Genomic DNA, 20,641 nt, shown 5'->3' with positions numbered 1-20,641 from the left:
ATTAAATTTGTGTTTCCAAGGCTGCCTGAATGGCCTTTTGATTGATGCTTTTCTGTCCAATGATGATTAATCGTCCTTGAGGTTTTTCATCTTGATACCATGGACGGTCAAAATGATAACTAAAGCGTTCACCGACCCCGTGTATTTCAAGGCGCATCGGTTTATCGATAACCTGGATATAACCCTTAATGCGTAGTATATCGTGCAGGTTTGTGAGTTGAAGGAGTTTGTTTTCCAAGGCTTTTGGACTCGAGACTGGAGGAATATTGACAACAAAACTTGTAAAGTCATCATGTTCATGATCTTCATCCACACCATCATGATGAGAGGGACGTGTCTGTAAATCATTTTCAGCCCCGGCGTGAATACCCAGGATCACTTCTGGCTCGATTTTTCCGTGTGAAAGAGGCAGAATTTTCACGGCTTTTGGAATTTGTTTTTTAATTTCATCAGTTAGATACCCAAGTTGTTCTGAGGTGATGAGATCCACCTTATTGAGAAGGACAAGATCTGCGGAATTAAGCTGATCTTCAAAAACTTCCTGCAGGGGATTGTCATGATCGAGTGATGGATCAGCCTGACGTTGTTGAGCGATTTTTTCTGGGTCATCCGCGAAACGTCCAGCAATAACAGCGGGGGAATCCACAACAGTAACCACACCATCAACAGTCATTTTGGTTTTGATATCAGGCCAGTTAAACGCCTTGATTAAAGGTTTTGGTAATGCCAGCCCGGATGTCTCTATAATGATGTGTTGAGGTGGAGACGGACGGTTTAATAATGACTCCATTGTTGGCAGAAATTCATCCGCAACTGTGCAGCAGATACATCCATTTGCCAGTTCAACAATATTTTCCTCCTCACATCCTGGAACAGCACATTTTTTTAGGATCTCACCATCAATACCCAGAGAGCCGAATTCGTTAACTATAATGGCTATTCGCTTATTGGCGTTTTTTTTCATGATTGAACGCAATAGGGTTGTTTTTCCTGAACCAAGAAAGCCTGAAATAATGGTTGCCGGGATGCGAGATGGTTGCATAAAAAACCTTTAATCGGAAATTACATAAATTGTTGTGAGAGATTGAATTTACGATTTTTACAAAACCAAGGCAAGAGACGTTTGTTGAAATACAACGTCACGATATATTATTGAATATTATGAGATTCCTTGTTTTAATAGAATAGGTTGAAATGCAGTATAAAAGTGAGACACCATTGGAAGACTTAATCTTGCCTGTTTCTTACATAGAAAGGGCAAAGGCGCTTTGTGCAGAGGGAATGCGTAAAATTTTGGCCATCGCAGGTGCTCCAGGATCGGGAAAGTCAACGGTTGCCCGTCTTTTGCAGCAAGCCTTACCAGACTGTTCGGTTCTTGTTCCGATGGACGGTTTTCATTTGGCAAATAAAGAATTGGAAAGATTGGGTCGTAAAGAACGTAAAGGGGCACCGGATACATTTGATGTGAAAGGCTATCTTGCCTTACTTCAGAGACTGAGAAATCAAAAGCATGATGAAGTCATTTATGCCCCGGAATTTGATCGAACCATTGAAGAGGCAATTGCCGGTTCCATTCCCGTTTTTCCTGAAACAGAGTTGATCATTACCGAGGGTAATTATTTATGTTTGACACAAGGGGACTGGCAAAATCTGGCTGAACTGTTTGACGAGAAATGGTTTGTTATGGCACCTCAACAGGAACGGCAGCAGCGTTTAATCAATCGGCATTGCTATTTCGGTCGTACGCCTAAAGAGGCAAAGACCTGGGTTGAACAAACGGATGAACCGAATGCCCGGTTAATCGAAAATAATCGAACAGAGGTGGAATTGGTGATTGAGTGGATGGATGTGTCCAAGAGAAGTTGGGTGAAAAGGTATGGAGGTGTTGAGAAAAATATTTATTTGTAGAAAATGCCTAGCCAAACTTAAATGCTAACTTGAAAACAATTATGGGAAGAGGGATATCTTTCCTGATCCATTAAAGAACAGGGTCAGGAAAGAGTGAACATTAAATAGAGTTGAGTTACATGTTTTTGTATTTCTTCAATTTTTGAAAAATTGATTTTTAAAAATGCACTTCATCAGGGAGGTTTTCACCTTTAAAAAAACATTCCAGGGAATTTAGGATTTTTGCGCCGATACGTTTTGAGGTTTCATAAGTCGCGCCTGCTGAATGAGGGGTCATGATAACATTTTTTAACAAACGTAAGGTTTCTGGAACATGAGGTTCATGTTCAAAAACATCCAGTCCGGCTCCAGCTATTTTTTTGTTTTTCAGGCAGTCTATCAATGCATTTTCATCAATGATACTGCCGCGTCCGATATTAACGACGAACCCTCTTTCACCAAGTGCCTCAAGGATTTCGCGATTAACAGCGTGTCTGGATGAGGGACCGCCGCTGGCGGCAATTATTAGGATATCTGATATCTTGGCCAATTCGATCAAGGAGGGAATATATTTCCATTTTACTCCAGGACGCTGATGTCTTGCTGTGTAGGCAATTTCATTATCAAATGCATGTAAACGTTGGGCAATGGCCTGACCAATATGACCCATTCCCATGATTCCTATTTTCTTATTGGAAATGGAACTTCCTTGATAAGGATAGTTTCCTTTTTCCCATTCATTTTTGCGTATATATTGGTCACGCAGGGTTATTTGACGGGATACATCCAATAATAATGCGATTGCCATGTCGGCTACGTCCTGAGTTGGTGCATTTGTAGCAATACTTAGTTTGATTTGACGTTCTTTTAATTTCTGCAAGTCAACATTGTCATATCCCACCCCATGGACTGTCACGAGTTTTAGATTGGGAAGTTGATCAAGCATATCTGATGGAGCACCAACAACACCATTTGTAATTACAGCTTCGATTTTTTTGAGAATTTCAGGAGAATCAGGCAATTTATTAAGGCTAATATGATTGGTGAAGTGAGTATTGATTTGTTCCTGGAATTTTTTGCAGACAGGTACTAATTGGAGAATTTGAGGTTTCATAGTTTTTCCTTTTTACAAGGGTTTTAAGCAGGTGATATGTTTACGAATATGGTATATCTTTTTAGAAGAAAGGTATATTTATAAAAAGTAATGGAATCATGATTCATTTTGTATTGGGTGGGGCGAAATCGGGGAAAAGCAGATTTGCCGAAAATCAGGTTATGTTTTATCCGTCACCGTGGATTTATCTTGCAACGGCGCGTTGCATGGATCATGAAATGCAGGAAAAAATTGCCGTTCATCAGAAAAGAAGAGGACAGGGATGGCAAACCATAGAGGAATCCGTCAATCTTGCAGATATTATAAATACGAATAATGTTCATTCAATTCTGGTCGATTGCCTAACCTTATGGTTGACCAATCTATTAATGGATAACCGAAATATAAAAGAGGAGACTGATAAATTTCTTTCCGCATTAACGACATTTCATGGAAATATTATAATTGTCAGTAATGAGGTTGGACAGGGTATTGTTCCAGATAATGCGTTAGCGAGAAAATTTATTAACGAAGCGGGAATTTTACATCAGAAAATGGCAGCCATTGCTCATAAATTTACGATGGTTGTTGCCGGATGTCCCCTGAATATTAAAATTTAGTTGAAACAGGAAAATTGATATGAATGATGATGCGCTTCATCACAAACGAAAAATGCAAAAAAGGCAACAATTGCAAAAAACCATTGTTGCCTCCAAGACAGAAGAAAAAGGGCTGTTGATGGTGCATACCGGAACGGGAAAAGGCAAGTCAACGGCTGCTTTCGGTCTTTTGTTTCGTCATTTGAGTTACGGATTTAAAAGTGTTGTTATTCAATTTATCAAAGCACCTGAGTGGAAAACGGGTGAGCAAAGAATGGTTGAATTTTTTCCTGATTTGCTTGAATGGCATACTTTAGGTAAAGGTTTTACCTGGAACACCCAAGATAAACAAAAGGATATTGAATCCTGTCAGGCGGCTTGGTCGTTGGCGTTGGACTATTTGAACCGTGAAAATATATCGCTGGTTGTCTTGGATGAATTGAATATAGCCCTACGTTACAATTATCTTGACCCTGACCAGATTATAAGGGATTTACAACAGCGCCCCAAAATGCAGCATGTTGTTATAACAGGTCGCAATGCTTCCCAAAAGCTTATTGATGCAGCAGATATGGTCACAGAAATGAAATTAATCAAACATCCATTCAATGCTGGTATCAAGGCACAAAAAGGGATAGAGTACTAATGGCTAAAATCCTGATGTTTCAGGGAACAGGTTCAAGCGTGGGAAAATCGGTTCTGGTTGCTGGAATTGCAAGGGCCCTGACAAATAAAGGATATAATGTCTTACCTTTTAAACCACAGAATATGTCGAACAATGCGGCGGTAACGGTAGACGGGGGTGAGATTGGACGGGCGCAGGCTTTGCAAGCTTTTGCTTGTAGGGTTGATCCTGTTGTTCATATGAATCCGGTTTTGCTTAAGCCGCATAATGTTCAAGGGTCACAGATAGTTGTTCAGGGCAAAATATGGGGGCAGGCATCGGCAAGGGAATATCAGGAAATCAAGCCGCAATTATTGGATTATGTTATTGAAAGCTTTAATTTATTAAAACGGAAAGCAGATATCATATTAATCGAGGGGGCTGGATCCGCCTCTGAAATAAATTTACGGAAAAATGATATTGCCAATATGGGGTTTGCTCAGGCTGTGAAAGCACCTGTTATATTAATTGGGGATATTGATCGCGGTGGTGTTATTGCCAGCTTGATTGGAACGCATAAAATTTTATCGCCAAATGATTTAAAATTGGTTAAAGGGTTTATCGTAAACAAAATGCGTGGGGATCCCTTCCTATTTACGGAAACAATGGAATGGATAAGCCATAAGACAGGGTGGAAAAATTGCGGTTTGTTGCCTTTTTTTGATGAATTGAGAAAATTGCCTGCTGAGGATGCCGCAGACTTAAAAGCAGATAAATCATCATATCAATATGGCAAGTTGCATATTTCTGTTTTATTGTTGCCAAATATTGCAAATTTTGATGATTTTGATCCTCTGAAAAATGAGCCGCATATTCTGCTTGAATTTATTTCTCCGGGATCAGTTGTCCCGGCTTTTACCAAAGTGATAATTATTCCCGGATCGAAAAATACTATTTCAGATTTGAATGCTCTATATCAAACTGGTTGGGATATCGATATAAAGGCGCATGTCAGGAGAGGGGGATATGTTTTTGGAATTTGTGGCGGCTATCAAATGTTGGGACAACAGATTCTCGATCCTTTGGGCATTGAAGAATCGAGTAATGATCGGATAAAGGGGTTGGGTTTTTTTAAAAGTGATACGATTCTGTCCTCAGAAAAAAAATTAGAGGCGGTTACAGGTCATTTGGCTTTAAAAGATATTGACTGCGAAGGCTATGAAATGCATGTAGGGCAGACAAAACATCATGGCACCTACAAGCCTTTTGCCTATTTGGATGATTCTCGGGTTGAGGGAGCCATATCTGACAATGGGCAAGTGATTGGAACCTATCTTCACGGAATTTTTCATTGTGATGAAGTAAGGGATTATTTATTGTCATATTTCGGTTCGTCAGGAGATGGAATATTGTATGAACAACAGCTTGATTCGGTGATGAATAATTGGGCGAATTTCATAAATGATAATATTTTAGTTGACAATTTAATTTCGTTGTTATAACTATTATCGTATAAAAAGAACCTCCTCAAATATTTGAGAAGGTTAAGTATAAAGTTAAGTAGCTAGGTGGTTTGAGAGATTATAATAATCTCTGCAAGTAGGGTTTTATCGATTTAATAAATATAAAATATCAATATAATTATTTTTTCTAAAAAACCTGAGCATTTATATCATATGTAATTATAATTTAGCAATATAAAATCCTTTATTATTTATTTAAAATATGTCATTATTTTGTATAATGCTATTAAAACAACTAATTTTATAAAACTTGCATAATAATAAATTTTACAGGCTTTACAAATATCCTCGGAATATAATTGACTACGTTCTCGGCCTATTCGTGGGGATTCAACAATATGGTCTTTATAGTGGCGTGGGCATAATAACTGAATATTAAGAGTGTAAGCCATGGCTGCTTCTGGCCATCCAGCGTTGGGTGAATTGTGTTTTCGCGCATCTTTACAAACGGGTTTTAGATTATGGAATAATTTTTTAGGATTTGTAAGTAAAATCAGAAGGGCGGATAGTCGTGCTGGAACAAGGTTCATGTAATCATCCATTTTGGCTGAAGCGTAGCCGAAATTCCGATATTGTTCTGTTAAATGCCCGATCATGCTATCTGCAGTATTAATTGATTTAAAAACAAGTAGCCCGGGTAATCCCCCAATATATCCCCAAAAAACAGGAGAGATTACACCATCCGAAAAATTTTCAGCCAAACTTTCAATGGTTGCACAACAGATTTCCGACATATTGAGATTATCTGTTTTTCTTCCAACAATGTGACTCAACGCAATACGAGCACCTGCCAGATCATTTTGATCAATTTTTTCCCTAACTGCGTGAACATGTTCGTAAAGTGAGCGATGTGCAATGAAAATACTGCCAAAAATCCCTGATAAAAAAGTTGCTAAATACGGACGAAAAAAGGCAAACACGAATTTTTGGAAAAGATGGGCTATTAATCCCGGGACTAGAAAGTTAAAAAATAAAGTGATGAAACCATTTCTTTTTTGAATATTTGCATTTTTATTTTTTTTATTGAGCTTAAGTTCCAGAAAGTGGATTAATTTTCCAACGTAACATATCGGATGCGGAATTTTTTTATAAATTTTCTCTGGATCGCCCCATATCATGTCAATCATGAGCGCAATAATCATGATTTCAATATTACGTTTTCTGTAAAATATGTTTAAAATCTTTATCATTTAAATTGTCATAATCTGCCATGTGGATTTATTGATATTTTCATAATTTAGATGGTTTTAACTATAAATTAAATAAAGTGGATATAGATAAATATATGAATATTCAACATGGGGGGAACCTTGACCAAGCGAAAAAGCTTTTTCCGGAGGTTACGGGATCATGGCTGGATTTATCAACAGGAATTAACCCTTACAGCTATCCACTTCCCTCTTTAGATATATCTTTATATGAAAAATTGCCCTCTTATTCTCATGAAGAAAATTTGCGGCAGGTTGCTGCAGACTATTATGGTTGCAAGAATAAATCTTGTGTTGCGCTTGCGCCCGGTACCCAAATCTTGATATCGTTAATGCCGACTGTGCTTAATGCAAAAGAGGTTTATGTTTTATATCCAACCTATGAAGAGTATATTTCATCTTGGTGGCAGGCTGGGGTAAAAGTAACACGGGTCGTTAATTTTGAAGATTTTGAGACGCTTTGCCCCCAAAAAAATGTAGTGGGGGTTATTTGTAATCCAAATAATCCAGATGGTCGAAAAATTGATATGGCCAGATTAGAGTCTTTGATAAAAAAATGGAGTGCATCCGGTAATCATCTTATCCTTGATGAAGCTTATATGGATTTTTCAGGGCAGAGTATGGCTTATTTATTACCTTCACCAGGATTGTTGGTATTGCGATCTTTTGGAAAGACTTTTGGTTTGGCTGGGTTAAGGGTTGGATTTTTGCTGGCTTCACCTGAAATTATTCAAAAAATACGATATATGCTTGGTTTATGGCCTGTAAATGGACCCGCCTTGCATATAGCTGCTGAGGCCTTACAAGATGGTTTGTGGAAAATTGAAACTGAAAAAAAATTGAGAATTCAACAAAAACGTCTGGATGCTTTTTTGCAAAGTCATTCCTTTAATCTTGTGGGTGGGACGCTTTTATTTCGCTTATTTTATCATCGGTCTGCGAATGATATATGGAAACATTTGGCCTCTCATGGGATTTGGGTACGCAAATTTGATTATAATCCCAATTGGTTGCGTTTTGGATTGTTATACAGGCAAGCAGATTGGCAAAGGTTGGAAGCGGTTTTATTGTCAATTTCGTGAAATGACAATAAACATGTAACATCTGCCATGGATCAGTTTGATGGTATTTAATAACTTTTCATCCTTTCGTTTCATTCAGTTCAGGAGCTGTTTATGATATTTATTGTTACATTAATGCCTTAATATAGCCCGAATTTTGTTTTGATTTAAGATGATTAGATTCATAAAGAAGGAAAGAAAATGTTGTCAAAACGTTTAATTATCTCTGCAAGTTTTTTAAGTGTATTTATGATGGGGAATTTGGTCTCTCAGGTTCATGCTCAGGATGTAATACAGAATTTGCAACAAAAGGAAGATAATTTTCATAACCGTGTTACACAGCATAATCAGGCAATTCGCGATCGTATGCAGCAAAACCAGGAACGTATGGATCGTTATAGGGATTATCAAAGGGATCAGAGAGCACGCTGGGATCAACAAAGACAGGATTTCAAGGATCGTCTGAATGGGCCCAAAAGAGAAGCGCAGGAACGTATGGATCGTTATAGGGATTATCAAAGGGATCAGAGAGCACGCTGGGATCAACAAAGACAGGATTTCAAGGATCGTCTGAATGGACCCAAAAGAGAAGCACAGGAACGTATGGACCGTTATAGGGATTATCAAAGGGATCAGAGAGCACGCTGGGATCAACAAAAGCAGGATTTCAAGGATCGTCTGAATGAACCCAGAAGAGAAATGAAATATCGTCAGGAACAAAGACGTCAGGAATGGAAAGATTTAAAAAATAATACAAAACAGGATATACATGATTTGACACATCCATTTTCAAATTAAATTTTTAATTTGTGACACGAATTTGGTAAAGGGGCATAAGCCCCTTTATTTATTTTTTGCGTTTTCTTGATGAAGATGATGGACCCGATTTATCTTTGTATTTAAAATCGGTTTTCTTTCTGGTTCTTGTTTTTTTTAAATCCGACCCATTTTTTCTTTTGCGCCTGTAATCCGGTTTTTTATCACCTTCCCCAATAGACGGGGCTGACGTTTGGTAAATGTTTACGGATTTGTCATTTGCAATATTTTTGTTAAAAATATCTTTTTTTTCCGAGGAAATCTCGAATTTTGTGGCGTTATCAAAAATACGAATATTTCCAATATCTTTTTTCTGGATATTACCAGATTTGCAAATGGTTGGAATAAGCCATTTAGGATCTGCTTTTTCATTTCGACCAACTGGAATTTCATACCAGACCCCGTTTGTAAATGCGTATTTTTCTGATGATTTTTGTCTTCTATTTTCCTTATTGTAAGGGGCGGAGCGCTGTTTCTGCAGGGATATGTTTGTAATTTCCTCGGGATTAGGAATAATTGAACGATAAAATGAAATGACAGCATTCGCAAGTTCATTAAGATTGAACTGTTCAATCAACTGCTGAATCAAAGGTTGATCTTCTTCCATAATATCCTTGCTGTTTAAAAGTGCAGGATTGGAAAGAAGACGCTGGTTATCCTTTTCACGGATGGCCATCATATCAGGCGGGTTTTCCCAACTTGCTGTTACTTTAGCGTGAGCCAATAGGCGTTCGGCACGATTGCGTTGATTTGAAGGAACAATTAACACGCACCGACCTTTTCTTCCGGCACGTCCAGTCCTTCCTGAACGATGCAATAAGGTGGCGGAATTGGTTGGAAGGCTAGCATGAATGACAAGATCCAGAGTGGGTAGATCCAAACCACGGGCAGCGACATCAGTGGCAACACAGACTCGTATTTGACCAGAACGAAGACTTTTAATGGCATGATTTCGTTCTTCCTGTCCAAGATCGCCAGAAAGGGCAACACATGAAAAGCCCCGTTCAATCAAAGTTGATTGCATATGACGAACGAGTTCTCGGGTGGCACAGAAAACCATTGCTGTGGGGCTGTCAATAAAACGTAAATAATTAATAACGGCGTTATCAACCTCCTTTGGGTGAATCAAAGAAGCGTGATATTCAATGTCTCTATGCTGATTGGTGGGAACTGTATTAATTCTCAATGCTTTTTTCTGATATCGTCGGGCCAGGTTTTCAATATCTTTGTCAATGGTTGCAGAAAAAAGCAGGGTTCTATGATTTGATGGACATGCGGATAATAATTCCTCCAGTTCATCACGAAAACCCAAGTCCAACATTTCATCTGCCTCATCAAGAACAATTGTGTCCAGGCCAGACAGATCAAGATGATTATGCCGTACGTGATCACAAAGTCGTCCGGGTGTTCCCACAACGATATGACAGCCTTTTTCCAGTGCATAAGCTTCTTTACGAACATTCATTCCGCCAATACAGGTTACAATCTTGGCCTTGGTATTTGTATATAGCCAGGATAATTCTTGGTGAACTTGTAACGCTAATTCGCGAGTGGGAGCGATAATCAGGGCTAGCGGTAATTTTGCAGCGGCAAACTGATCTTTATTAGCAAGTAATGTTGTTGCCATGGCAATTCCATAAGCCACGGTTTTACCTGAACCGGTTTGAGCAGATACAAGTAAATCTTGTTCATTATTCTGTTGTTCAAGAACAGCCTGTTGAACAGCAGTCAAGGCTGTATAGCCTTTATTTTCTATAGCTTTTGCAAGGGAGGAATGAATTTGAGTAAATGGCATATAGGAATCCGAAACGTAGGTTATAAATCTAAACAAAAAATCAACTATATAACAAAGTGGATTTTGTTAAATAAATGAAGGTTTTGTGGGAAATTGTAAAAACAGAATGAGTGAAATGGGGGTTATTATCAGATACATTCAAGGTTGATATAATATCATAAAGCGGTTTATCAATATTTATTGGGTTAAAACATATCTACAATATTTATAAAATATTCTAAATACAAATTTTTTCAAACTTAAAAATAAATATTTAAGGATTTATTTTGTATTATCATGAAACAATTTTTATAAAAAAAGAAAATTAATGTCAGTATTATTTAATACTGTAGAATATGTTAAAAACTAAAGCATGATTAAGAGAATATTTTCTGTTTTGATAATAATCAACCAAATTGGTAAGCAGAAATTGGTTTATGTAAAATTATATCTTTAAATATACATTTTCCATGATCTTGTCTTGCTGCGCCAGAAACCGCCATCAAGGGTAGAAGATGTTCTGCACGTGGATGAGCCGAATGTGCGCCGGCGGTTTTTTCCCATTCAATCAATAATCTATCACGATCATCACAAGCGGGAAGGGAAATGACATCGGTTAACCAGTTATCAAAAGCATATGCCTCTCTGGTGCCTTGACCAGAAAATAAAAAGGGCAGGTTATGATAGCTCATCCCACTTCCCATAATTAAAATATTTTTATTGCGTAGCGGATAAAGGGCCCGACCGATATTAAAATGGTATGCCGGATCAAGGTTATTATGTAGCGATATTTCCACAATTGGAATATCGGCATCAGGAAACATGACTTTTAAGGGAATAAAAACACTATGATCCCATCCTCTTTTTTCTTCAAATTCACTTTGAATATGCTGTTCTGTTAAAAGGGTATGGATTTGTTCGGCAAGAAGCGGATATCCTGATGCTGGATATTGTAATTGATAAGTATGTTCGGGAAAGTCATAATAATCATAATACAAGGATGGATTTTGGTGATGGTGGATTTTGATCGGATCGCTTTCCCAATGAGCCGCAATGACAACGATGGCATCTGGTTTTTTAGGTAATGTTTTAGGGAATTTATGTAGAAAATCACCCATATTGGTCCATATATTATAAGGATCATCCATAAAAAAACACGGACCGCCCCCATGGGGAAGATAACAAGCAGGTTGACGCATTACAGATTTATTCCAATATGATTAGCATAAATTAAATTTTACTGGCAACAACACTATATATGCTGCTTTTCCAGAGAGGCTGATTATCGGGTGGGTGAACTTCTCCCTGATCGAAATTGTTGAATCCTGATCGTTTCAGAAGAATTTTGATAAAGCGCTGGCGCTCCCCGTTATCAAGTGCCTGCCATAAGGCAATAGTGCGGGTCGCTAAATATCGGGGGGAAAAAGAAAAGATTATTCTGCCTCGGGGTTTTAATATCCGATAGCATTCCTCAAGAATAGCGAAAGGATTTCGCAAATATTCAATGACTGAGCACAGACAAATATAATCGACACTGTTATCTTGTAAAGGAAGGGATAAATTTTGGTTAATGTCCTGAAGAATTTTTTTTGTTAATTGATGATTTTGTTGTAAGGCATTGTTATCGATATCAATACCGATTAAATTTTGGTATGGAACATTCGCGGGAATATGACTGTTTGATCCACACATTAGGTCGAGGATGGTATCGCCTTTTTGTATGAGAGTATGATATAAGGCTTCAATAGTTTTATATCCCCCTTGGTCGATAAGAGGTACAGGTTTATGGTGCGTATAATATTCAAGATCATTTTCTGTACCAGCAATATCAAAAGAATGGGGATGGAAATCGTTTAATTCGGTCATGGGCATAAAAAATTGGCGTTTTTTGTGTTACATTGATAAATTAAGTCAAGTTAAGTACCAATAGTTACGTTAGAATAATAATGGATATTTCTTTTAGTAAAATGCATGGTATCGGTAATGATTTTGTCATTATCGATAATTCTGTCAACAGAATTCAGCTAAATAATAATCGTATTGCCGAATTATGTGATCGTCGTTATGGGATTGGCTGTGACCAGTTGATTATATTATCTGCTCCAAGAGATAAAAAAGCCGATGTTTATGTTCGTTTTTTCAATCCTGGCGGAGATGAGGCAGGTGCCTGTGGAAACGGTTCACGCTGTGTCACGGCATGGTTGCATGATAAATTTCAACGTAAGAATTTTACCTTACAAACCAGCGCTGGGTTACTGCCAACCGAGGTCATTGATGCTTTTACAGTAAAAGTAAATATGGGACAGCCAAAAATGAATTGGCGTGATATTCCACTACAACGTGATGTTGATAGTTTATATTTGCCATTATCCGGGGAACCGGCAGCGGTTTCTATGGGAAATCCCCATGTAACATTTTTCGTTGAGGACTTATCTACGGTCGATCCTGTATTTTGCGGTCAGGTTCTGGAAAAAGACCCCTTGTTTCCGGAAGGGGCAAATATAGGGTTTGTACAGATGCTGGATCGTCAAAACATGCGGGTTCGTGTTTGGGAACGCGGGGCAGGGTTAACACTGGCTTGTGGTTCCGGTGCATGTGCTTCTGTTGTGAATGCGGTTCGGCGAGGTTTGGCTGATCGTTATTGCGAGGTAAGAATGGATGGTGGGAATTTGATTGTTGAATGGGATGAAGCCTCTAATGATGTATTGATGACAGGTCCTGTTCATTTTTCTTTTACCGGGCAATTTAATTTGGATCATTACCCTTTATGACGTCAAAGACCCAAAAGGAAAAACCGCAGATCATTACCTTTGGATGCAGGCTTAACCGTTATGAAAGTGAGGTAATGAGCCAGCATGCCGAGCAACTTGACAATGTCGTTATTGTCAATACCTGTGCCGTGACAGCTGAGGCAGAACGGCAGGCAAAACAGGCAATTCGTCGGCTACACCGAAAAGATGGTGAAAAACGTATTATCGTCACGGGTTGTGCCGCACAAATCAATCCTGAACAATGGTCGTCATTACCGGGTGTGAAGCAAATATTGGGGAATGAAGACAAGTTAAAGGGGGAAAATTGGACAGAGGCAGCTTTATCTCAAGGAAATCAGGTTTCCGATATCATGACGGTGAAAAATACCGTGGGACGGATTGTAACTGATTTTACCGGTCGGACTAGGGCTTTTGTTCAAATTCAGCAGGGATGCGATCACCGTTGTACTTTTTGCGTTATTCCTTTTGGGCGGGGACCTTCCCGGTCTGTTTCTGTTAAGGGAGTGGTTGATCAGGTAAAAGCTTTGACCCAACAGCAATACAATGAGATTGTTCTTACAGGAGTTGATATCGCTTCATGGGGAAGGGATCTGAAACATAAAGGAAGGTTGGGGGATCTGTGTAAGGCTATTCTAAAAGATGTTCCGGAATTAAAAAGGTTAAGATTATCATCAATTGATCCAATTGGTATGGATCCGGTTTTGTGGGATTTAATGGCCAGCGAATCTCGTTTTATGCCCCATCTTCATTTGTCGCTTCAGGCAGGTTCCGACATGATATTAAAACGGATGAAGAGACGTCATCAAACCAAAGATGTTGGATCATTGGTTGAACAACTTCGTTCAATACGCCCTGATATCGGACTAAGTGCCGATATTATTGCAGGTTTTCCGACGGAGGATGAATCGTATTTTCAGGAGACATACGATTTTCTAAAGACAGTTGCCATTCCCTATCTTCATGTTTTTCCCTATAGTGAAAGAAAGGGCACACCTGCGGCCCAGATGCCAGCCGTTGCAGTTTCCGTAAGGAAAGAGCGTGCGGCCCGGTTGCGAAATTTGGGTGCAAAAATAGCCAGTTCATATCATGAATGTTTTGTTAATAAAACGGTTTCCATCTTGATGGAAACGGTTGATCGTGGTCACAGTGAACAATTTTCCGCAGCAACCTTAACAGGTAAGGAGGCAACTCCCGGTGAAATTATTTCAGCCCGTGTAATTTCGGGTAATTCTGATGGTATTATAGTAGAAAGAATATAAATGGCGCTTGGTTTTTTTTCTCGTCTTAAACAGGGGCTTTCCCGTTCAACGCAAAAATTGGGAAACAACTTAACATCTGTTTTTACAAAACGACGATTGGATGATGAATCACTTGAACAATTGGAGGATATTCTAATTTCTGCTGATTTCGGCCCAGAAGTAGCGGAAAATGTTATTGAATCCTTTCGTAAGACCCGGTTCGGTTCGGAAGTTACGGATCAGGAAATAAAACAGGCCCTTGCAGAAGAAATTTCCAAGATTCTAAAACCAGTTGCCGTACCATTTCAGCCCAATCCTGATTTGAAACCCCATGTTGTTTTGATGGTTGGCGTAAACGGGACAGGAAAAACGACAACGATTGGAAAAATGGGACAGTTTTTTACTGATCAGGGGCTTAAGGTGATGATGGTTGCCGGGGATACTTTTCGTGTGGCAGCAGTGGAACAATTGCAAGTGTGGGGTGATCGGGTTGGTGTATCGGTTATATCAGGAAAACCGCAGGCAGATGCGGCGGGTCTAGCTTTTGAAGCCCTGAAACGTGCAAAAAATGAGAAAACAGATTTGCTGTTGATTGATACGGCAGGTCGTTTGCATAATAAAAGTGCCCTGATGGAGGAGCTTGCCAAAATCATTCGTGTCATGCGTAAATTTGATGAAACGGCGCCGCATTCTGTTTTATTGGTTTTGGATGCCACAACAGGTCAAAATGCAATTGAACAGGTTCGTATCTTTAAGGAGATGGTTGATGTTAGTGGATTAATCATTACCAAATTGGATGGTACAGCACGAGGAGGTATTGTCATTGCCTTGGCTGAAAAATTTAAGTTGCCAATCCATGCAGTAGGAGTTGGTGAAAAGGCGGAAGATCTTCGCGATTTTTCTGCAGAAGAATTCGCCAAGGGATTGGTGGGAGATACAGTTCAACTTTCCACTACAGAAGTTAATATTGATAACTGAGCTATTATTTTGATTATTTCTATAATAAATGGTTTTATAGGGATATCGTTGATGGCTCCATAATGTTTGAAAACAAAGTTGCGAATTTATAGTTTATATTTGCAAAAGCCACTTAAATATATCTAAAAAAATTGATACAAACAGTCAAACATTATTGAATTTTCTGTCAGATTTTGAGATTATTTTAGTAAGTTAGTATTAGTATAGCTTGATGAAGCGACCTTGATAGTAGGTCGTTTTTTGTTTTTTATCAATAGAATTTTTTCAATAGATGCCAAAACAATAGCATCAATATTCCAATTAATTTCCAAAACAAAAAATTTAAGAAAGCCTTAATTCTATGAGTAAAAAGGATAATAAACATGTCAAAGTCATGGTTGTTGCTCCCAAAGATGGAGAATTTCCAGAATTATACACTTTAAGTTATAAAGAAATGTATAATTTGGTAGGAAAATTCATAAAAAAGGCTATCCCTATTAAAGGAACTGAATTAACGATTATACAAGGTCGCGGTAATCGAGTTTCAACCCCCAAAGCACCCTATATACTCATGAATATCGTTGATGAAAACCGTCTTTCAAGTAATGAAAGCTATTATCGGGGGTGTCATAAGATTTTCAGGTCAAGATCGCAGATTACAATGACCCTGATGTTCGTCGGAAACGAATATGTTCCAGCACTGCAAATGGCCAAGTCGTTTATAGTCAGATTTAATGATTCCTGGGCAAGTGATCAGTTTGAGCAATATAAAGCGCCATTTTTTCCTCTTTATAGCGATGAAGTAACCATAGAAAGTTCATTTGTCAATGCGGAAGATCAATATGAGGATGTTTGCTCGGTTGATGTTTATTTTGAATATCATCCAGAATTTGGAGTTTGTGAAGGCAGTGCCAAAGAAATCATTATGAATGTCAATGGATTCAATGAGTAATTAAAATGCGTAACATTCGTCATTCGGTTGGGCGTAATGCTGTAAATAACCGTCAAGATGTTATAATTGTACAGTCGTTACTCAAACGGCATGGGGCATCATATGTCGATGTTGATGGAATATGTGGTCCGCTTACAAAAAAGGCAATCATTGAATTTCAGAGTAAATTTTATACACATCCTGATGGTGTTATAACACCCGGTAAAAAAACTTCAATATACTTGAATAATTTTACGGGTTTGCTGACCCAAGATTCTTCAACCTCGCTTGCAATAAATCATGCTGAAAGGAAACTGTCATCTATTCAACCCTGGCAAAAAGAAGGAGAAAAGCAAAAGGGCTTCGCAAGTGAGGCAACAAAAAATGCCGTTTATCCTCAAATTATAACGATTGGTATGCTGGATGCTGTAAATCCATCAGGTAAAGGAAAGAATGGAGTTAACGCTACTGCATTGCCTTACCTTAATAGAAATGCCAATCATTTTAATATGACAGATAAGCGGGAAATTGCTTATTTCCTATCTCAGATATCTGCTGAAAGTGGACTTCAACCAATAGCGGAAAATTTAAATTACCGTGTAAGTGCAATGCGCGATAAATTTGGTTACCAAGCATTACGGATGTGTAAAAAAAAATTATGCAAAAAAATAAGAGTCCGAAGAGATAAATTGTGGACACAAACTTCTCATTATGCTCATCATCCACAAGCATTAGGTAACTATGTATATGCTGATCGTATGGGGAATGGTGATGAGGCAAGTGGCGATGGATATAGATATAGAGGCAGGGGGTTTCTTCAAATAACAGGCAAAAATCTGTATAGAAGAATGCAGGATTATCATCATCAAGAATTTCCCGATGATATTAATAATTTATTAAACAATCCTGATTTGGTTGCAGATAGAAATCATTATGAATATGCTGTGGAGACAGCATTTGTTTACTGGTTTGATATTGCAAATGTTCATGATCTTGCAATTTCAGCAGATGCTACAGTCAAGGCCGTAACACGTAAAGTTAATGGAGGCCAAAATGGTTATCAGGCAAGATTGAATGCATTTAATCGTTTGGCAGATTATTTGGGGTTAACCAAGGCTAGTCAATAGATTTAAGTAAAAAGATTTCAGTTAACAAGATCGCAAAAATTATTTTAGGATTATTTATATTTCCATTTTTTCCAATTCATGGAAAACAAAATATTTTTGTTATGTTAAAATGGCATAATTTTCATAGAGGTTTAACAGATGTTGATAGTTATAAAACCTATACTTATACTTATGAAAAATATAAAACTGCTATTGATATTAAAAAATTCATCGGGAATATGATTGTCATATTTCAAGTAGAAAAACAAAAAAGACTGAAAAATCAGCCTTTTTTGTTTCAAAAGTTTTTTTAAAAAACCTATAAAGGCATTGTTTCTTGAGCTAATGTTGTTAGGGCGACAATACCTGGAAGAGCTTTACCTTCCAGCCATTCAAGAAATGCGCCACCAGCGGTTGAAACATAAGACATTTCATTGATAACGCCAGCATGTTTTAAGGCAGAAACCGTATCACCGCCGCCAGCAATACTTTTAAGCTTGCCAGCCTTGGTTAATTTGGCAGCTTCTTGAGCCACTTCATTGGTTGCCTTATCAAAAGGTGTGAATTCAAAAGCACCCAAAGGCCCGTTCCATACCAAGGTCTTGAGCTCAGCTAGATACTTGTTAAGTAATTTCACCGTTTTTGGCCCAACATCCAAAATCATTTGGTTATCGGGAACGGCATGGACATCAACAGTTTGTGTCGCTGGATTATTTTTTAATTCAGCGGCCACAACAACATCTACAGGTAATAGAATTTTACAATTTTGTTCTTTTGCCTTTTCCATGATGTCACGAGCTGTTTCATGCATGTCGGCTTCCTGCAGGGATTTACCAGTCTTGACACCTTGAGCGGCAAGAAAGGTATTGGCCATAGCCCCACCAATAATCAATACATCAACCTTATTGATCATATTGGAAAGCAAATCAAGCTTTGTGGAAATCTTTGACCCGCCGATAATGGCACCAACTGGACGGTCAGGATGTTCCAGGGCGGCATTCAATGCATTTAATTCAGCCTCCATTAGACGACCTGCAAATGAAGGCAGGAATTTGGTAACACCCTCGGTTGATGCATGGGCACGATGGGAGGCTGAAAAAGCGTCATCAACATAAACGTCTGCCAAAGAAGCAAGCTCTCTAGAAAGCGCTGGATCATTCTTTTCTTCACCAGCATGAAAGCGGGTGTTTTCAAGTAAGAGAATATCACCGTCTTTCATTGACGTGACAGCTTTCTGGGCATCAGGGCCAACACAATTATCAGCAAAAGCCACAGGCTGTTTTAAGATATTGGATAAAGCTTCACCGACTGGTTTTAGAGACATTTCTGGAACCACCTTGCCTTTTGGACGGGCAAAATGGCTGCACAGAATAACCTTTGCACCTTTTTTAACCAGTTCCTTGATGGTGGGGACCAAACGATCCAGACGCGTTGTATCGGTAATTCTGCCATCATGCATGGGGACATTCAGATCCCCGCGCAAGAGAACTTTCTTACCTTTGCAATCAAGATCATCAAGGGTTTTGAAAGTTTTCTGTTCAACCATTATTTTGCATTCCCAAGGGCAACAGCTGTATCAGTCATACGGGTTGAGAAACCCCATTCATTATCATACCAGCCAGCAACACGGATCAATTTACCATTGTCAATAAATCCGGTTTGTGTTGCATCAAAGGTTGAGGAGTTAAAGCAATGGTTGAAATCGGAACTTACGAGTGGTTCATCATTATAGCCAAGAATACCCTTTAGCTCGCCTTCGGCCGCTTTTTTGAAATAGGCATTTAACTCTTCAACAGAAGCGGGTGTTTTGGTTGGAACAAAGTCCAAAGCAACATAAGAAACATTAGGGGTTGGAACGCGAATGGCAATTCCATCCAGTTTTCCTTTTAATTCGGGAATAACCAATGCAACGGCTTTTGCGGCACCAGTTGTTGTCGGAATGATGTTTTGTGCAGCGGCACGGGCACGATGGAGATCTTTATGTAATGTGTCAACCGTGCGTTGATCACCTGTGTAAGAGTGGATGGTCAACATGCTGCCCCGTTCAATTCCGACTGTATCCTGAAGAACCTTTGCGATAGGAGCAAGACAGTTTGTGGTACATGATGCATTGGAAATGACAGTCATGTTGCCATTGATAATTTTGTGGTTAACACCGTAAACAATGGTTGCATCAACATTTTTTGCGGGGGCGGAAACAAGAACCTTACGGGCACCAGCCTGAAGCAATGCACTTGCGGCCTCCTTGCTTGTGAAACGTCCTGTGCATTCCATTGCAACATCAACACCTTGTAATGGAAGTTTTGTTGGATCTGCTTCGGCTGTAATTTTGATTGGGCCAATTTTACGTCCATTACGTGTTGTAATGGTCATTGTATTATTTTCGACTTTAACATCTGCAGGAAGACGACCGTGAACCGTATCATAACGGAGAAGGTGAGCATTGGCCTCTGGGCTGCCAAGGTCGTTAATCAATACGACTTCCGCATCAGTGCGTTCGGTTTCAATGATGCTGCGTAGTACCAAGCGACCAATACGTCCAAAACCGTTAATTGCAAGTTTAATAGCCATGATAGTTAAATCTCCCTTTAAGGTTAAAAAGATTTTCCAAGGCGAATCGTCTTGTGAAAATTAATATAAAAACTTTTCTTCGTCTTTAACTCTATTTAATCACGTTTTTTTGATAACGTGAATATTAATCTTAATAATTTACCACAAATTTGATCTTTTGTTAGCTTTTTTAACAATATGCTAAATGAGGTTGTGATTGCACAGGATTATCAATCTTTTATATGAATCAAGTGTAGGATCAAATTTTTTTAATGAAACTTTCATGTCAATAGCAGTCTTAGTTTACGGTTTATTTCGGGTAATTGAATAAATTCGATTATTGAATAATAGAAATATAAGGGTAAAGGATTTCTTTATATTGTAAAATCAATTATTAAGGTTTAATTGAGATTGTTAGCGTTCTTTTCCAACTTTGCACTTTAAGTCAATTTTATGATCAGTCATTTGCGTTATGTTTCCTTGTTATTAAGTGGTTTTTTTTTATTAAGTTCTTGTAAGCTGG

19 protein-coding genes are annotated in these 20,641 nt (G+C 38.5%); 11 read left to right on the top strand and 8 right to left on the bottom strand.

The window, feature by feature from the left end; genetic code table 11:
- Position 1 precedes the first annotated feature (1 nt).
- Positions 2-1,042, bottom strand: a complete 1,041-nt coding sequence (cobW, locus tag U0839_RS03555) for a cobalamin biosynthesis protein CobW (protein WP_413550092.1) — start codon at positions 1,040-1,042, stop codon at positions 2-4.
- Between the two features lie 152 nt (positions 1,043-1,194).
- Between cobW and U0839_RS03550 the strand changes: the two genes are divergently transcribed.
- The gene (locus U0839_RS03550) at positions 1,195-1,908 is read left to right on the top strand and encodes a nucleoside/nucleotide kinase family protein (RefSeq protein WP_155565876.1); all 714 of its coding nucleotides are present in this window, start codon (positions 1,195-1,197) and stop codon (positions 1,906-1,908) included.
- Between the two features lie 157 nt (positions 1,909-2,065).
- Here the strand turns inward: U0839_RS03550 and U0839_RS03545 are convergent, their stop codons facing one another.
- The gene (locus U0839_RS03545) at positions 2,066-3,001 is read right to left on the bottom strand and encodes a 2-hydroxyacid dehydrogenase (RefSeq protein ID WP_155565875.1); all 936 of its coding nucleotides are present in this window, start codon (positions 2,999-3,001) and stop codon (positions 2,066-2,068) included.
- A gap of 98 nt (positions 3,002-3,099) precedes the next feature.
- Between U0839_RS03545 and cobU the strand changes: the two genes are divergently transcribed.
- The 3 genes from cobU to U0839_RS03530 are packed head-to-tail and all read left to right on the top strand — an operon-like array spanning position 3,100 to position 5,685.
- Positions 3,100-3,600 (top strand): bifunctional adenosylcobinamide kinase/adenosylcobinamide-phosphate guanylyltransferase, encoded by a 501-nt coding sequence (cobU, locus tag U0839_RS03540; protein ID WP_155565874.1) that lies wholly within the window; start codon positions 3,100-3,102, stop codon positions 3,598-3,600.
- Positions 3,601-3,619: 19 nt separating this feature from the next.
- On the top strand, positions 3,620-4,225 hold the full coding sequence (cobO, locus tag U0839_RS03535; RefSeq protein WP_155565873.1) for a cob(I)yrinic acid a,c-diamide adenosyltransferase: 606 nt from the start codon (positions 3,620-3,622) through the stop codon (positions 4,223-4,225).
- A gap of 14 nt (positions 4,226-4,239) precedes the next feature.
- Positions 4,240-5,685: a cobyric acid synthase gene (locus U0839_RS03530; RefSeq protein ID WP_196424878.1), complete on the top strand. Its 1,446-nt coding sequence runs from the start codon at positions 4,240-4,242 to the stop codon at positions 5,683-5,685.
- A 212-nt stretch (positions 5,686-5,897) separates the two neighbouring features.
- On the opposite strand, the gene cbiB is transcribed toward U0839_RS03530, so the two are convergent.
- Entirely contained in the window at positions 5,898-6,848 is a 951-nt protein-coding gene (gene cbiB, locus U0839_RS03525) for an adenosylcobinamide-phosphate synthase CbiB (RefSeq protein ID WP_413550090.1), read from the bottom strand.
- 143 nt (positions 6,849-6,991) lie between these two features.
- Here cbiB and cobD point away from each other — a divergent pair, with 143 nt between their 5' ends.
- Both cobD and U0839_RS03515 read left to right on the top strand, forming a co-directional pair.
- Complete coding sequence (cobD, locus tag U0839_RS03520) at positions 6,992-7,996, top strand: threonine-phosphate decarboxylase CobD (protein ID WP_155565870.1); 1,005 nt, start codon at positions 6,992-6,994, stop codon at positions 7,994-7,996.
- Between the two features lie 180 nt (positions 7,997-8,176).
- Positions 8,177-8,773: a hypothetical protein gene (locus tag U0839_RS03515; RefSeq protein WP_155569568.1), complete on the top strand. Its 597-nt coding sequence runs from the start codon at positions 8,177-8,179 to the stop codon at positions 8,771-8,773.
- A 49-nt stretch (positions 8,774-8,822) separates the two neighbouring features.
- Here U0839_RS03515 and U0839_RS03510 read toward each other — a convergent pair whose 3' ends face one another.
- The 3 genes from U0839_RS03510 to U0839_RS03500 all read right to left on the bottom strand — a co-directional run bounded on the left by U0839_RS03510 (position 8,823) and on the right by U0839_RS03500 (position 12,431).
- Complete coding sequence (locus tag U0839_RS03510) at positions 8,823-10,586, bottom strand: DEAD/DEAH box helicase (protein ID WP_413550088.1); 1,764 nt, start codon at positions 10,584-10,586, stop codon at positions 8,823-8,825.
- Positions 10,587-10,972: 386 nt separating this feature from the next.
- Positions 10,973-11,764: a DODA-type extradiol aromatic ring-opening family dioxygenase gene (locus U0839_RS03505; RefSeq protein WP_155565867.1), complete on the bottom strand. Its 792-nt coding sequence runs from the start codon at positions 11,762-11,764 to the stop codon at positions 10,973-10,975.
- A gap of 31 nt (positions 11,765-11,795) precedes the next feature.
- A complete protein-coding gene (locus U0839_RS03500) occupies positions 11,796-12,431 on the bottom strand; it encodes a class I SAM-dependent methyltransferase (RefSeq protein ID WP_155565866.1) in 636 nt (211 codons plus the stop codon).
- Between the two features lie 80 nt (positions 12,432-12,511).
- Here U0839_RS03500 and dapF point away from each other — a divergent pair, with 80 nt between their 5' ends.
- From dapF to U0839_RS03475, 5 genes are all read left to right on the top strand, one after another.
- The gene (gene dapF, locus U0839_RS03495; protein WP_155567257.1) at positions 12,512-13,336 is read left to right on the top strand and encodes a diaminopimelate epimerase; all 825 of its coding nucleotides are present in this window, start codon (positions 12,512-12,514) and stop codon (positions 13,334-13,336) included.
- A complete protein-coding gene (gene mtaB / locus U0839_RS03490) occupies positions 13,333-14,595 on the top strand; it encodes a tRNA (N(6)-L-threonylcarbamoyladenosine(37)-C(2))-methylthiotransferase MtaB (protein WP_155567256.1) in 1,263 nt (420 codons plus the stop codon). The genes dapF and mtaB overlap by 4 nt, the downstream gene beginning before the upstream one ends.
- Complete coding sequence (gene ftsY / locus U0839_RS03485; protein WP_155565863.1) at positions 14,596-15,552, top strand: signal recognition particle-docking protein FtsY; 957 nt, start codon at positions 14,596-14,598, stop codon at positions 15,550-15,552. It abuts the gene before it with no gap.
- A 340-nt stretch (positions 15,553-15,892) separates the two neighbouring features.
- The gene (locus tag U0839_RS03480) at positions 15,893-16,483 is read left to right on the top strand and encodes an LIC_12616 family protein (protein WP_155565862.1); all 591 of its coding nucleotides are present in this window, start codon (positions 15,893-15,895) and stop codon (positions 16,481-16,483) included.
- A gap of 5 nt (positions 16,484-16,488) precedes the next feature.
- Positions 16,489-17,589, top strand: a complete 1,101-nt coding sequence (locus U0839_RS03475; protein ID WP_413550085.1) for a peptidoglycan-binding protein — start codon at positions 16,489-16,491, stop codon at positions 17,587-17,589.
- Positions 17,590-17,887: 298 nt separating this feature from the next.
- Here the strand turns inward: U0839_RS03475 and U0839_RS03470 are convergent, their stop codons facing one another.
- On the bottom strand, positions 17,888-19,114 hold the full coding sequence (locus U0839_RS03470; RefSeq protein ID WP_413550084.1) for a phosphoglycerate kinase: 1,227 nt from the start codon (positions 19,112-19,114) through the stop codon (positions 17,888-17,890).
- Positions 19,114-20,139: a type I glyceraldehyde-3-phosphate dehydrogenase gene (gene gap, locus U0839_RS03465; RefSeq protein ID WP_155565859.1), complete on the bottom strand. Its 1,026-nt coding sequence runs from the start codon at positions 20,137-20,139 to the stop codon at positions 19,114-19,116. Before gap ends, U0839_RS03470 begins: the two co-directional genes overlap by 1 nt.
- Positions 20,140-20,641 lie beyond the last annotated feature (502 nt).

Origin of the sequence: Commensalibacter sp. A3DC (genome assembly GCF_047307945.1) — a bacterium.
Lineage (GTDB): Bacteria > Pseudomonadota > Alphaproteobacteria > Acetobacterales > Acetobacteraceae > Commensalibacter > Commensalibacter melissae.
The sequence above is the reverse complement of the archived record's forward strand: the minus strand, read 5'-3'. Positions and strand labels throughout refer to the sequence as shown.